The following is a 15445-nucleotide window of genomic DNA, read 5'->3' as shown; positions in this document are numbered from 1 at the left end:
TAATAGTATGGAGAGGTTACAATTGGAAAATAAATCAGTGCTCATTACAGGAGCAGACAGCGGAATAGGTAAAGCAATTGCCTTATTATTTGCCAAAGAAGGTGCTGATATTCCTTTGTCTATTATAAAGACGACGACGATGCAGAAAAAACAAAAATGGAAATTGAAGCTCTAGGTAGGCATGCTATATGTTTTGGCGGAGATATCAATGATGTAAAATTTTGTAAAGAAACCGTCTCAAAAACATTTGCTGAATTTGGGAAAATAGATATTTTGGTAAATGCATACACTGCGCACTTTTATACGGGAGATGCAAGTTCTACTTTTATCATATCACGAGGGAAGGATTTTATAAAAGCAGGTATTTACGGACGTAACGAAACTCCGAATATGGATGCTCAGATCGCAGACAAAGCAAGGAATTTAGCTATTGCTCTTGGAGGGATGGTGGGAATTTCAAAAATTCAATGGAAGATTTTGACAGATGGGTTAGTTGAGTTTCGATCCTGGTGATATATAGATTTTGAAATCGTATTAATTCTAAAGAAAGTAATAATTACTATCTAAAAAATATTAGAGTGATTCTACTCTTTCTTATCATATAAATAGGTGAAGAGTAAAATTTAATAAAAATTATGAATCAATTATGATCATTGTCATAGGATTTGCCTTCCTGAGCTTGTAGCTTTGATATACCAAATTAAAATATGTTATATGAAAGCAATAATCTCTTTAGCTCTTCTTCTAGGGCTTTTGACAATCAGTTGTAAAAAAGAAGTACAAACAGCGCCACCAATTACTGCTGATACATCTGCTATAGATTCAATGAATACAAATTCTACACGGCCAGACACAACAGGTATTACATCAAGAAATCCAAATGATAGTGTTGCCACTATTAAGATGAAGGATTCAGCTGGCGTGAGCTCTAAATAGGGACACGTATCATTTAACTTATTACAGAATAATAGAATAACTAAAAGTATTATTCAATCATATTTCACACTGTTTCTACGGTGTGCGGGTATTGTATTGTCTAAACATTAAAAATAAACCGACTGCAGTCTGATACTAGTCAAGGACTGCGGTACATCACTAAATATTAATTTCAAAAAGTAAATTTATGAACACTAGAAATTCAAACAACAGAAGTTCAGGCAGAAATTCATCAGATGATGACCAATCAATGCTTGAGGAAGCGTACCAATTAGGTTATGAGCATGGTTATAACGACGGAAGTGAGGACGAGGAGTACGATGATGATTTCTCAGATTTTGAAGACTATTTCGATGAGGAAGGAGGGTATGATGACGAAGATTATGATGACGATGACTATGACGACGACGATGACTATGATGATGACGACGATGACGATGATGATGACGATGATAATAGGGGCAGAGGTTCAAGAGGCGGAAGCAGAGGTTCAAGAGGCGGAAGTCAAAACAGGGATAGTCAGGGAAGATTTACTTCTGGTGGAAGAGGAAGTTCTGGAAGCAGCTCTCGTGGAGGATCCCGTTCTGGCTCCGGATCTAGGTCAGGAGGAAGCGGAAGATCTTCAGGATCAGGGTCAGGATCAAGATCAAACTCAGGAAGATCAGGATCAAATAGCGGAGGAAGCTCAAGAAACTCCAATTCAAGATCGGGCGGAAACAGTAGTTCAGGAAGAGGGCGTAGTTCAAGCTCCGGTTCAGGAAGCGGCCGTGGCTCTAATTCTAACTCCGGGTCAGGAGGTAGCAACAGAGGTTCTAATTCAGGAGGGGGAACATCAAAAAGAGGTTTTGCTTCAATGAGTAAATCTGAACGTACAAGAATAGCCAGAATGGGAGGTCAGGCTTCTCATGGTGGTGGAAGATCTTCAGGATCCGGTAGATCCGGATTCGGAGGCAGACGTAATTCATAATTCTTTTTAGGCTGTCTCTGTGAAAAAGGGGCAGCCTTTTAACCTTTTAAATCCCATTATCTTATGGCAACTAAAACAACAGAAAATACGACAACCGGTGCTGCTGACAAAAAAATGACAGTAGAGAATGCTACAGTAAAAGAAAGTGAGATGAAAAATGCTCCGCTGCATAAATTTTTTGTAGATGCACTAAAAGACATTTATTACGCTGAGCATAAATTAGTAGATGCGTTACAGACTATGCATGACGCAGCAACAACCGAAGAGCTTAAAGATGCTTTTGAGGATCATCAGTTACAGACTAAAAAGCATATAAGCCGCTTGGAGAAAGTTTTTAAACTCATTAATGAGAATCCGGAGCAAAAAAAATGTGAAGCAATGGATGGATTGATTAAGGAAGGCGAAGAAATCATTAAATCTACGGAAGAAGGCACGATGACAAGAGATGCAGCTCTGATAATTGCGGCGCAGAAGGTAGAACATTACGAGATCGCAAGCTATGGAGGCTTAACGCAACTTGCTATTACTATGGGACACGATAAGGCTGCTGAGCTGTTAGAAAAAACACTGCAGGAGGAAGAAGATACAGATTATAACCTTACGGAGATTGCAGAGACTAACATTAATTTTGATGCCCAGCAGGAAGATTAAACATATAAAATTTAAACAAGCCATACAGCTGATAGTGTATGGCTTGTTTTCAATAATATAAAGTGGCGCCTTCATTTAAAGAATAAACACTACCGTAAGTTCGTTAATACATTAATGAAATACATATCAATTTTAAGTTCGTAAAATCTATATTATAAAGTATCATGGAATTTAACAAGATCCTTTTGGAACAAATCAATGAAGAATTTATGAGTTGTGATCAAACCATTTCCATTGCAGAGAGTGTTACCGCTGGTGCGATGCAGCTTGCGTTTTCGGAAATGACTAATTCAAAATTATTTTATAAAGGCGGTATCACGGTACATACTCCTGATAAAATAGTGAAGCTTTTGAAGGTCGAGGCTTCTGAGATCAAAAATTCTAATTGTGTATCCAGCCTTATTGCTGACAAGTTGGGACTGTATGCATCCACAATGTTTGAAAGTGATTGGTGTATTGCTACATCCGGATTACTGTACACCGGAAAGACATTCGGTATTTGAAATTTATGTCTATTACTCGATTCTGTATAAAAGACAGATTGTCTTTTCAGATAAAATAGAGTTCAATAATTATAAAAATAAACTTAGTCCTCTTTCTGTAAAGTTATATTACACGGAAGGGAAATAAATACGATAGGTAAAACAAACTCAAACAAGTTTCGGAAATTTTTATTGTTAGAGGCGTGAGGTTCAATGATATTAAAACTAAATAAATAAAATTATTAAAATGGATAATACGTTAATAAAAAACCTTATACAACAGTTGCAGGACGTTGAAAATGCAGATTTATGGATAGACGAAAATTTCAACAAAAAACTGGCCTTGGTGACCAAGCAAACTGGATTCATTAGGCCTATCAACGATATGCATAGTGTTGGTGAAATTATCTCCCATTTGGTAGAATGGCGGAAAGAAGTTTTAAGTAGATTAAACGGTAATCCAAGAGGCTTGGAAATGACAGATGCACTCAATTGGCGGCACAATGACGAACTGGAAGTGGATGGCTGGACGAATCTCCTCGCTAATTTTCGCAAATCCCAAAATGACTTAATAAATTTCCTGGATCAAAAAGACGATTTTTACCTGTATTCTAAATATCCACATGCAGATTCTACTTTTCCGCATGATTATTTATACCTTGTCAATGGTCTGATTCATCATGATTTTTATCATTTAGGCCAGATTGGAATTACGATCAAGTACCTACAAAATAGAGTAAAAAGCACTTCTTAAATTTCATATGTCAATTCAGGAATCTCCGCATAAACAAATGCTTTTGTAGGGGTGCCGGTTTTTCTAAAACCCTTTTCAATTGAGTATGCCTGCATTTTCGAGGCTTTGATTTGGTAAGTGGCCAATTCCGTTATCCATTCTTCGCTTAAATCTTCCATCACCCACTTCCAAGCAGGCTCATCGGGTTTATACCTTTGACTTGTTCGCGCAGTGATGCCGAATAATGCAGGATTTCAATAGTACTTTTATAACCCAGATAATAGGATGGTGTATATTTGATATTTCCAAATTCCTGCAACCCCTAAAATACTTATGATGCCAACTTCATTGATAAGATGTAATCCTTTTGAACACGTTTTATTTATAGATTTTTAGAAGATTGTACAACAGTACTTTTTTTAGTAAGTTATTTTATTATAAGAAGATACATAATTATATTTCAATCTGGCGTCTTATGGACATCTAAATCTTATTTCCATTATTTGAATTTTCCCTGTTTTTGCTTTGAGAGGTTTTTATATCAAAATATGCTACGGGCTATACAGCCTTTTCCACTTGGTAACACTGTTCCTGCTGATTTTAAAATGTAAAGCAAGCTGGGAATTATTTAATTTATTTTTTTTCTGGTAATCCAGTATATATTTGATGGTATTTAAATCATATGATCGCAGCTTTTGATTCAATTCCTCATCATGACTCCCAAAAATAGTATTGTTTAATCTAATTACATCTAGTGTGGAGAGCCGTTCTTTTTTTAAAAGAGCCTGACAATCTGATAGCTTTTCAGGAAATTTCATGTGAATGAGGTCATGATAAATCAGAAGATAGTTAGGTTCGGTATTTTTCATAGAGAAGGGGATCGTGATTAGATTTTATGTCAGTTATTGTATTTATGAATCCATTTATATAAAGTAGTTTTAGGAATATTGTACTCTTCTATGATTTGGATTTTTGTTTTTCGTCCGGTATTAATCAGTTCTAAAATGAAATCAATGATTTCTCTAGTATATATGTGTTTTCTGAACTGCGGTAGTTGGGATGTCCGTTGCTGTCTATTATTTCCAGCTGGGGGGGAGAACAAAATTAGATGATGACTGTAAACCCGGAAAAAATCATACTTTAAAAGCTTGCTCCATCTCAGCAATGTATGGGCGCATAAATTTTCCTGCATATACATTTCGTTGATTTCATCTACTGTGCATTTCATATAGTTGCAGATTCGAGATAATTCAATGTTGTTTTCCTTAACCCGCAGGCGTATTAGTTGTCCAATATTAATATTTTTATAATCTATAATCATAACGTGTAATCAATTTAAGAGAAGGCATAATGACTGGAATATATTAGGAACCTAAAGTATTGCTTTCATTACTTATTTAAAATAAAATGTAAAAGTAGATGAATAGAAATAGTATACATGATTTTTTCGTTAACAATATGTTAGCAGAGAAAGATTCTAAAATAACAATATGTTAACTAATACCGATTATAAAGGTCCTTCTTACTAATTATTACTTGTGCTTTTATTGAGATCAAATAAGTATTATAAGACAAATTGAATATTGCTGTAGTGACATATATGATCAAAAATTCCCAGTAATGACATACAAAATCTTAAATAAGCTGTCGATATTTACTTATGACTCCAATCACGAGCATTTCATCGTCGATAGGGGAATTCTATTCTTCCTAATGGTAGCTTAGAACTTTTTTTATTTGAAGAAAAATGGGCCAAGAAAATGCCCCTGCATCCAAAACATAGTTGGACAATTGGACCGATTTTTTCTCTTTCGTTACGTACGGGAATGGGAATCGCGTTCGAAAGATCACCGGGTCTGAGCGAACCTTCTGGTCTGAGCAGACAATAATGAGACTGATGTACTGATCAGTAGAGATGTTACAAGATAAAGGCGATGCTAATAAATAATTGGGACTTGACCATATCTCGACCTTTTCTTAGATTTGGAGATAGGCTCGAACTAGAAAGAGATTTTTAATTTTTTGATCCTATAAAAGTTGATGTTACGCTCCTGTCTGCAAATCTCAAACATAAGTATAACATTTTATCTGTTTTCATGAATAATTGACCAGCTCATCTCGGTCATGTAGTTATTTAGATTTTCTGCTTTTTGCAGGCCGAGTTTTACTTTTATTCTAGTTTTATAAACTCTTACACTTCCTTCAGTAATATTTTCCAACAATGAAATCTCTTTAGCAGACAGATTTAGTTTAATATAAGCACAGAATTTGAGTTCCTGCTGAGTGAGTTGCGGGAATTTTTGGCTAAGATTTTTCATAAATTCTTTATGTTCTTCAGAACTGTCATCAATAATTGGGTAATTCTTTTTATTTATTTGCATTAAGTTATTTAATTTTTGGTAAAGTTCCTTAATTACTTTCTCTGAATCTCTATTACCCATTCTCAAATTTTTTAGCTCCTTCAGGTTATCCAAAAAAAACTTTTCCATCTCCATTTTTAAGTTAAGATTGAGAACAAGATTTTCTATTTTTTGTTTATGAAATAATAGATCTTGTTCATAGATCTTTTGATTTTGTTGAAATATTTTTCTTTCGTTTTCTACAATTATACTTTCTCTCTTGTTTTTGCTTTTTACGCTTTTTATAATGATAAGTATAACAACTGCAGAAATTATCAAACCGCTTATCAGTTGTTTTATTTTTCTTTGATAAGTTCCAATCTGTTCGGAGTATTTCTTATCAATACTTTGTATCATATAAGAATTAAGTGTGCTGCTCACTTTGTTAAAATTATTAAATCTTTCTTTTTCTAATTTTCTATGCAAAAGATCCAGTTTTTGTGAAACTAACTTAAGCTTTTCTAAATTGTTATTGTAGGCATAATAGTTTTTGATTATCTCGTTTGCTTGAATTTTTTGTGAGGTGTCAGCTAAATCGGCTTCTATATTAATTAAGACTGTAATTATATTTTTAATTTTATCATGTTGCCGCGTAATAGAATATAAATCAATTAAACGTTTGGCAGGCGGTATTACATCACGGACATATTCTGGATGCTGTGTATGGAATTCTAATTCTTCTATTAACAATTTTTCTGCGGCATTGTAGTTCTTTACTTTGTATAAGTAGTATCCAAGCTGACCTTTAAAACGAAATGTATAATACCTTTCTTGAGAGTTTAGCTTAGATTTCTTTTCTAGAAGTTTCACTGCTTTTCTTGCCTCCACTATGGCAATTTCAGTTTTATTAATTTTGTCGTAACACATTCCAAAATTATTATGCATAGAGGCCCTGTAAAGAATGTCTGATTTATCCAAATTTTCAAGAGCTTTCTGAAAATAACTTATCGCGCCATGATAATCTTGCTTGTCGTATAATAATCTACCTTTCATATGATAGGTGTGTGGTAAAAAAAAATTTCTACCTTCTTCTTCGTCAATTTTTATAGCTTCATTGATGAATTGCATAGATTGTTGTGGCGACGTGTATTCAACGAGTAATGCTAAATGAAAATTACAGATAATAGATATATACTCATATCTACCATTGTTGAGTTTTAGTAATTCGTACGCAAGAGGGATCTGTTTAAGCTTTTCAGCTTTATGATTGTGGTAGTTATTAAAGAACTGAATATACTTACTACCGATTAGATATAAGTCATCATTACTTTGTTTGTATTTATTTGATTCTCTCCTATAGATAACATCAACATACTGAATACTTTCATGTAATTTGCTAATCTCATCGTTGATGTCTTTGAGATAAGAATTACCTTCTTCTGTTGTGCGACCACAGGAGCTAAAGATGAGTAATACTAACAAAGATTGAATAATTTTTACCACATTAAATCTTTTGAGTTGATAAAATAAATATGTTTGTCGATTCTTCCTCTGGAAAGGAATTTTAGAACTTTAATGCAATTTAATTACAATTACAATAAATTTCCCTCTTAAATTATATAACTAACAATTTATTTTTTGAAACTATTGCAAATCAATATTTTACATTGTTTTATGTTAACAATTTTTTTTATGAAATTTTATTTAGTTAACCAATAGTTGCAGCTTTGTTGACATATAATTAATGATTTTAATTTGTACAACGACTTATTGTTTATTCTTTTGCTAAATAATTTGAAGAACAAAAAAAAGTTGTTTGTGCAACTTGTATAATTTACCATAAACCCAACTTAATCAAGCGTTTTCTTCAAATTTGAAAAGCCGGAATCGGTCAAAAAACACTCCCATAATTGTAGCTTTTATTAGGTACTTTTTACATAAAAAAAATTAACATAAAAATGAAAAAAACGAAAATTCGATTATTTGGTTTGATGCTAATTCCAACTGCATACTTAGGACAGGTTGGTATTAATCATGCAACTCCGATGGCTACTTTAGATATTGCTGCCAAAAATGCAGCTGGATCCTCAACTAATGCAGATGGTTTATTAATTCCTAGAGTAGACAGACTACGTGCACAGAATATGGCTGGCATACAGACTTCAACCATGGTTTTTATTAATAATGTTGCTAACGGAACGCAAACTGGAAAAACCGCCAATGTTGATGGAGTAGGTTATTATTATTTTAATGGAACAGTATGGGTGAAATTGCACAATCCAAATAATGTTCCCCAAGTGAATAATATATATACTAATGATGGTAGCCTTGCTTCAAATCGTACAATAACTCAAGGAGGAAATACTTTGGCATTTACTGGTACATCAGCAAATGCCTTTTCAGTGGATGGTCCAACTCTTTCAGTGGATGCTGCAAAAAACAGAATAGGTGTTGGAACAGTTAGTCCCGCCACTCCATTGGATATTTTTACTCCAACAAAATCTTTTGGTTTTCAGCATACTGATGGTAATATACATTTACAATCTTATGTGGGAAAAGGATCGAGTAACGGAAATACTGAGGCTGCTTGGTTTGGTACTGGGAGTGCTCATCCATTAGATTTAATGACTGGTGATTATGCAAGACTTCGAATAACCCAAACTGGTGATACCGGCGTTGGAACGATGACTCCACAGAGAAAATTGCATATTAATGGAGGGCTTCAGGTAACTAATGAGCTTAATGTAGGGGGGAGTGGTACTTTAGCTGGGACTGCAGGAATTGCGGGTCAGGTGCTTACTTCAAGGGGGCCTGGAACAGCTCCTCAATGGACTGACGTTGCTAGTGCACCGTTTATTCCCAAAGTTTTAGCAGCTGGGAGAACTACTGTACAGACTTCAGCAACGGGGAATGGAATTTTCTTTAAGTATAATTTTTCTTCTATAGGCACTAACGACGGTAACTGGAATACTACTACCAATACATATACCATTCCTAAAACCGGATACTATCAGTTTTCTTTACATGCATCAATCTCATCAGACAAATCAATTAATGACTCTGATTGGTATGTACTGGCGGGAGGCAGCTACTATAGTGTTGCAGACGCGAAAAACGCTGGAGCTAATCTTTTTAAGAGTAGAGGGGGAACCATCGTACTATTTTTAAATAAAGATACAGCTGTTACTTTTGGTTCACTTCACTGCTTTGGTTGTAATAATCCACCTGAAAACTATACTATCCGGTCTGGAGCTACTTTCGCAATTATATCTTTAGGTACTGGAAACTAAAATGTAAAAGAAATCACATAATTTTATATATATCGCATCAAACCGAGAGAAAATGTGTCGAAAATCGTCATCCTTCTAAATTTTAAATAAGCGCTAATGGTCCTATTCTAAAGAAATACCATCGGTCGAGTTTAGGTGCTAGTGATGAGCTGTTTGAGAGAACACTGCTACTAAGTGCTCGGTATTTTAATTTGTATTTTAAAAAAGAACAATTGATGAAAAAATTATTTATTACCTTCCTTGTTTTTATTTTAACATGTAATGGCTTTAAATCCCAGCAGGTAAACCTTGCTTTGGGGAAAATGGTTACTTCATCATCGGTAGATAATAGTTCTAGTCCTAATTCAAATTTAACTGATGGAAATTTCAGTACGGTGGCAAGAACAGGGTCTTCACAGGTTCCACCCAATGCAGAATGGTTTATGGTGGATTTGGGCGCAGACCATTTTATTCAGAATATTACATTAGGAGCTGTAGTTCCTGATAATACAAAATCCAGAAGATTTATGATTGTGACCTTTCCAAGTGCTTATCCTAATTTAGGAATGAATCCTCAAACCTATAATTCTAGCAGCAATAACAGTTCGCAATACAATCGATTGATATATACGTCTAATAGAGTAAGTGGAGGAAATCTGTTCGGTGGTTCAGCAAATGAAACGATACCCGGTACACCTGGCACTAATCTAGGTCAGCCCTTTACACAGGGCTTGATCAACATACATGTTGGAATTCACCGTGCAAGATATATTCTTGTACTGAATCTTCAAGATGCTAATTTAGAATTTACAGAATTACAGGTAACTTCAGGAGTAATCCCAGTACGGGTATTTTCCAACGGTGGATTTGAGGATAATAATGGAGATTCTCTTCCAGAAAATTTGGTCTCTGGCTGGAGTACGACTGAAGGAGTAAATCCTATTTCAAATACAATTAAAGACGGAGGCTACATTGAGCTTTGGGATAATGGATTCAATGGAGTCTCTTCTTTTGAAGGTAGCATATTTGCAGAACTGAATGCATATACGAATGGAAAACTTGAACAACAGCCAATTTGTATACAGCCCAACGAAACCTTTAACTGGTCTTTTGTGCATCGTGGTCGTTTAGGTACAGATGTAATGCGTTTGGTTATAGACGACATTGATGTTGCGGAATTTACAGATAATAATGCGCAATCCGGAACACATACAGGTATCCTAGTAAATCCCGGAGGGTCGGCTTCCAATGTAATAGTTAATAAAGATCCTACTACAACTACAGGATGGACAAGGTATCACGGGCAATGGAAAAATAATTCTGGAGTTTCTAAAATGATTACGTTTGGTTTTAGAGCCATAAGTACAGCAACAGGTAGTATAGGTGTTGGAAACTTTATTGATGATCTTAAAATATCAGGTTTAGGAGCTATAATGACATTTGATAAGCAAAATACTACAGGTAATGAGAATGTTCCTACTGCGAATTTACCGAAATTGCTGATCAATGGTTCGTTAGCAGTTCCAAGAACTGTACAGATTATTCTGGGAGGAACTGCAACTAGGGGCTCCGATTATACAACTACTCCAGCTACCGGAAATTTTTCAGTCACGATACCTGCCGGTAATTATGACGGAACAAACGCAACAGCAGTAAGTTTAGCATCTATTATACAAATTAATCAGGATTTATTTTCTGAAGGTAGTGAAACAATCACTTTGACTCTTGTCGACCCCGGTACGGGAGATCTTAAGCTTGCTGATGCAAGTACATGTCAGGGAGCTGTGGTGACTTCTACTTATAAAATTACTGATAACGTCTGTTATAAAAATCCTGTAAACACCGGAACTGTTTTACCAACCAATTTTGGAATCACTGCATTTAACAGAGCTGGAGCAACCGATAGTAATTGGCCTATGATAAGAAATGGAGGATATATAGCTATAGAATCTTCTACAAAAGGTTTCGTGATTACAAGAACCATAAAGTCGAGCATCACTAATCCTGTAGTAGGAATGATTATTTATGAAACTAATGACAGATGTATTTCAATATATACTTCAACCGGTTGGAGATGCTATAAAAACTTTTCTTGTCCTGATTAAATTAATGACATATGAAAAAATCATTTATTATTTCCATAATTTTCGTGTTAGTTTTTAATAATTACAAGCCCCAGCAAGCTAATCTTGCTTTGGGAAAGACTGTTACTTCATCGTCTGTGGATGACAGTTCTTTTCCAAATTCTAATCTGACAGATGGAAATTTCACTACAGTGGCACGGACAGGGTCTTCACAGGTTCCACCCAATGCGGAATGGTTTATGGTAGATTTGGGAGCGGATTATTTTATTCAGAATATAAAACTTGGTTCTGTAGTCCCGGATAATACAAAATCCAGAAGGTTTATGATTATTACATTCGCCAGTAATTATCCTAATATGGGTTATATACCAACAGATTATATAAATAGTTCTGCTTCAATCTCTCTGTATAATAGATTTATTTACACTGCAAACAGTGATTCAGACCAGTTTTTTGGGCGTCCTACACCTTCTTCAGCTGTTCCCAGTACTGCTGGTCAAAATTTAGGACCTGTCTTCAATAATGGCATTTATAGTTTAAATATAGGAATTCACCGTGCCAGGTATATCCTTATTCTTAACCTACAAGATAGTAATCTAGAATTTACCGAATTAGAGGTTACTTCAGGAGTAATTCCTGTAAGAACTTTTATTAACGGTAATTTTGAGCAGGGTACCACTTCTAGCACTTGGGAGCCAGTACCCGAGGGTATTGTTCCCGGATGGAGTACTACAGATGCAATCGCAGGAATATCTCCCAATGCCAACCGTCTAGCTGATGGTAAAGGAGGATCTATCGATTTTATTAGTTTAGGTTATATGAATGTACCAGCTTATCAGGGTACATACTATGCTGAATTAAATTCATTTATCAATTCAAAATTAGAGCAGACGCCAATTTGTATCTTACCGAACGAAACTTTTAACTGGTCTTTTGCACATCGCGGGCGAAATGGAACAGATGTAATGCGACTTGTGATAGACGAAATTGATGTTGCGGAGTTCAAAGATAATAATGCTCAATCCGGAACACATACAGGTGTTCTAATAAATCCCGGTGGGGCAGCTTCCAATGTAACAGTTAATAAAGATCCTACTGCAACTACAGGATGGACAAGATATCACGGGCGATGGAAAAATAATTCTGGAGTTTCTAAGATGATTACGTTTGGTTTTAGGGCAGTGAGTAGTGCATCAGGCAGTAATATAAGTGCAGGAAATTTTGTTGATGATGTCAAAATTTCAGGTTTGAGTGCGATTATGACATTTGATAGGCTAAATCCTACAGGAAATGAAAATGTTCCAACTGCAAATTTACCTAAATTGCTGATTAATGGTACTTTGGCTGTTCCAAGAACTGTACAGATTACTTTGGGAGGTACCGCAACCAGGGGCTCCGATTACACTACAACTCCTGCTACCGGACCATTTTCCATTACGGTGCCTGCGGGCAATTATGATGGTACACCTACTACCGCCATAAGTTTAGCATCTATTATACAAGTTGAACAGGATTTATTTGCTGAAGGCAGCGAAACTCTTACGTTTACTCTTGTAGATCCAGGTACGGGAGATCTTCAGCCTGCCGATGCTAGCACTTGTCAAGGTGCTGTAGTAACTTCAACTTACAAGATTACCGATAATGTATGTTATAAAAATGCTGTAAATACAGGAACAGTACTATCAACTAACGTAGGAATTACCGCATTTAACCGAGCAGGTATAAACAATGGAAATTGGCCGATGTTAAGGAACGGAGGATATTTAGCCTTGGAATCTTCTACAAAAGGTCTTGTACTTTCCAGAACCACAAAATCAAGCATAACGGATCCAGTAGTCGGAATGATTATTTATGAACTAAATGATAACTGTCTTTCTATCTACACCTCAACGGGCTGGAGATGCTATCAAAATTTTTCTTGTCCTGATTAAATTTTCTCTTATGAAAAAAATATTTATTGTAATTATATTAAACTCTTCATTTTTAGATGTAAAATCTCAAGTTGTTATTAACGGAGCATCATCTACCAATGCTAGTATTTCGACGCCATCTGTTCTTTTAGAATTTTCTAATAACGCAAACAAAGGATTAATACTTCCATGGACGAATGGAGATGTACCAAATCCTGTAAATGGAACTATTATCTTTAATAACGTAGAACGAAAAATAAAAGCTTTTGTAAATAATCAGTGGGTAGACTATAGTAACGAAGCAGGAACAAATAATGGTATAGACAATAGTTTACAGAATAACCCATTATATCCAGAAAAACCTGATGCTAAAGTGATAATAGGAAATCCAACAAATGTAAAAGGAATATTGGTATTGGAAAGCGCTAATAAAGCCATGGTTTTACCCAAGTTGGCAAGCCCGCATTTAAATATTATAAAGCCTGCGCCAGGAATGATTGCTTTTGATACAGTCAAAGAGCTCTTGTGTATTTTCAATGGAACGCAGTGGAGTTTTATTCAAAAGAATGAGTTATAAGACACAGTAATTTTTCTAAAATATAATTTAAGTATGAGATAGATTATTCTATTGTTAGTGATTTTTGTATGTACTAAATGTAGTGACAAAGTTAAAAGGGAGAAAAAGCATCTTGTCGCAACATTGATACAGGAGAATATTATTAAAAGCATCAGGGGCTTGATGGGCTGTATGATTTTATTAAATTTCGCGATGATGATTATCGTATGAGGCTTTGTCAGCAAATGGAAGAATTAAATAATTTTTGATTTAATGCTTTCATTAATTCTTTGTAAAACATCATTTATTTTAGGTTACATCATTTTTAATCAGAGATTGAATATTTTATCGTCTTCGAAATTTAAAATGCCGTACTTTCTTTATTGGGTTTGACATCTAATTTCTTAATTGAAAAAATAATCAAAGAGAGCTCTTCCAGAACATAATTTTACGATTTAGAACATTCGTTTTTTTTTCAAAGGGAATCTTAAATGCAAATTAGTATAAGTCTCTACTGCTTTTATTAACTTTGGTAATAAGAAGAGTAGAGACTTATGTAATTCATTTGGTTAATTTTAATGGATAACTTTTACAAATAAAGTTTGAATACATTGAGTGAGGTTAAAATTAACAGATTTTGATATGTTAATAATCCCAGATTGGAGTTATTGTCCTCTTTTGATCATGCATATCCGTTCCACTGATGCGATCCCAGAATCTACCACCAACTAATTGTTCTGCATTATATGTTTTTACCAGATAATCTTCTATCTTACCCTCCAGTTTTGTGTTTTCCATTAAAAATGTCCAAAGTGAAAGTCTACCTTTATTATCTTCTGCAAGTACACTCTTGACAAAAGCGTGGGGAATTGGAATATCAATTCCTAAATCATCAGGCTCTCCAATTGTTTCAATAGGCCTGTTAAAATAAAATACCGGTGATGATAGAACATAAGTTTCAAAAATTTCCGGTTTAGCATTAAGTACCCTGACCTTTTCTTCCAATGTTTTCCACATAAACCGATTTAATTCTTTTTTCTGAGGTGACATATTTGATAATAAAAATGTTTCACTGTTTTGGATAGGACGGTTTATCTGATTGGCACTTGATACAAGATGTCCTCTGTCATAACCACTACCGGCATATTCATCCAAACCCGCTCTGAATCTTTTTGGTATTCTGATGTCAGCTCTGAAATTATCAAGCCTTTCAACTGGTTCCAACACGGTTCCAACAAGATAATTATTTCTGTTTATAATTTCTAATGTCCATTTGGCCTGCCTAAAATACCAGGAGTAGCCAATGGTAAAATATCTGCCCGTTAAGATTTCATCACAAACCGGAGCACCATATCGGAGCTCAGGCTGCATACTAAAAGGATTGTCCATAATTAATTGAATTTAAGGTTATTAAAAGTAAATTTAACATTTTTTTTCTGCAAATGCTGTGTTAATATGAATTTAAACCATCATTAATAAATAGCTTAGAAATAAAAATATATTAAAATGAACTCACCT

Annotated in this window: 13 protein-coding genes; 11 read left to right on the top strand and 2 right to left on the bottom strand. The window is 34.8% G+C overall.

Features of this window, described 5'->3' with window-relative positions:
* The first annotated feature begins 7 nt into the window (after positions 1-7).
* The 7 genes from B7E04_RS22560 (at position 8) to B7E04_RS17920 (ending at position 3790) form a co-directional block, all read left to right on the top strand.
* The gene (locus B7E04_RS22560; RefSeq protein WP_139785437.1) at positions 8-175 is read left to right on the top strand and encodes an SDR family NAD(P)-dependent oxidoreductase; all 168 of its coding nucleotides are present in this window, start codon (positions 8-10) and stop codon (positions 173-175) included.
* Positions 157-513 carry a hypothetical protein gene (locus B7E04_RS17945; RefSeq protein WP_139785436.1) on the top strand — a complete coding sequence of 119 codons (357 nt, stop codon included), beginning with the start codon at positions 157-159 and terminating at the stop codon, positions 511-513. The genes B7E04_RS22560 and B7E04_RS17945 overlap by 19 nt, the downstream gene beginning before the upstream one ends.
* Positions 514-714: 201 nt before the next feature.
* Entirely contained in the window at positions 715-936 is a 222-nt protein-coding gene (locus tag B7E04_RS17940) for a hypothetical protein (protein ID WP_080779935.1), read from the top strand.
* A gap of 187 nt (positions 937-1123) precedes the next feature.
* Positions 1124-1903, top strand: a complete 780-nt coding sequence (locus tag B7E04_RS17935; protein WP_080779934.1) for a KGG domain-containing protein — start codon at positions 1124-1126, stop codon at positions 1901-1903.
* A gap of 63 nt (positions 1904-1966) precedes the next feature.
* Positions 1967-2554, top strand: a complete 588-nt coding sequence (locus tag B7E04_RS17930; RefSeq protein ID WP_080779933.1) for a ferritin-like domain-containing protein — start codon at positions 1967-1969, stop codon at positions 2552-2554.
* Positions 2555-2718: 164 nt separating this feature from the next.
* Entirely contained in the window at positions 2719-3057 is a 339-nt protein-coding gene (locus B7E04_RS17925; protein WP_080779932.1) for a CinA family protein, read from the top strand.
* Between the two features lie 226 nt (positions 3058-3283).
* Positions 3284-3790 (top strand): DinB family protein, encoded by a 507-nt coding sequence (locus B7E04_RS17920; protein WP_080779931.1) that lies wholly within the window; start codon positions 3284-3286, stop codon positions 3788-3790.
* A gap of 2063 nt (positions 3791-5853) precedes the next feature.
* On the opposite strand, the gene B7E04_RS17905 is transcribed toward B7E04_RS17920, so the two are convergent.
* On the bottom strand, positions 5854-7611 hold the full coding sequence (locus B7E04_RS17905) for a tetratricopeptide repeat protein (protein WP_080779929.1): 1758 nt from the start codon (positions 7609-7611) through the stop codon (positions 5854-5856).
* Positions 7612-8066: 455 nt separating this feature from the next.
* Between B7E04_RS17905 and B7E04_RS17900 the strand changes: the two genes are divergently transcribed.
* From B7E04_RS17900 to B7E04_RS17885, 4 genes are all read left to right on the top strand, one after another.
* On the top strand, positions 8067-9398 hold the full coding sequence (locus tag B7E04_RS17900) for a hypothetical protein (RefSeq protein ID WP_080779928.1): 1332 nt from the start codon (positions 8067-8069) through the stop codon (positions 9396-9398).
* A 215-nt stretch (positions 9399-9613) separates the two neighbouring features.
* Positions 9614-11482: a hypothetical protein gene (locus tag B7E04_RS17895; RefSeq protein ID WP_080779927.1), complete on the top strand. Its 1869-nt coding sequence runs from the start codon at positions 9614-9616 to the stop codon at positions 11480-11482.
* 11 nt (positions 11483-11493) lie between these two features.
* On the top strand, positions 11494-13392 hold the full coding sequence (locus tag B7E04_RS17890) for a hypothetical protein (RefSeq protein WP_080779926.1): 1899 nt from the start codon (positions 11494-11496) through the stop codon (positions 13390-13392).
* Between the two features lie 10 nt (positions 13393-13402).
* Positions 13403-13948, top strand: a complete 546-nt coding sequence (locus B7E04_RS17885; RefSeq protein ID WP_080779925.1) for a hypothetical protein — start codon at positions 13403-13405, stop codon at positions 13946-13948.
* A 624-nt stretch (positions 13949-14572) separates the two neighbouring features.
* On the opposite strand, the gene B7E04_RS17880 is transcribed toward B7E04_RS17885, so the two are convergent.
* On the bottom strand, positions 14573-15316 hold the full coding sequence (locus tag B7E04_RS17880; protein ID WP_080779924.1) for a DNA/RNA non-specific endonuclease: 744 nt from the start codon (positions 15314-15316) through the stop codon (positions 14573-14575).
* Positions 15317-15445: the final 129 nt, after the last annotated feature.

It is taken from the genome of Chryseobacterium phocaeense (genome assembly GCF_900169075.1).
GTDB classification, from domain to species: Bacteria; Bacteroidota; Bacteroidia; order Flavobacteriales; family Weeksellaceae; genus Chryseobacterium; species Chryseobacterium phocaeense.
The sequence above is the reverse complement of the archived record's forward strand: the minus strand, read 5'-3'. Positions and strand labels throughout refer to the sequence as shown.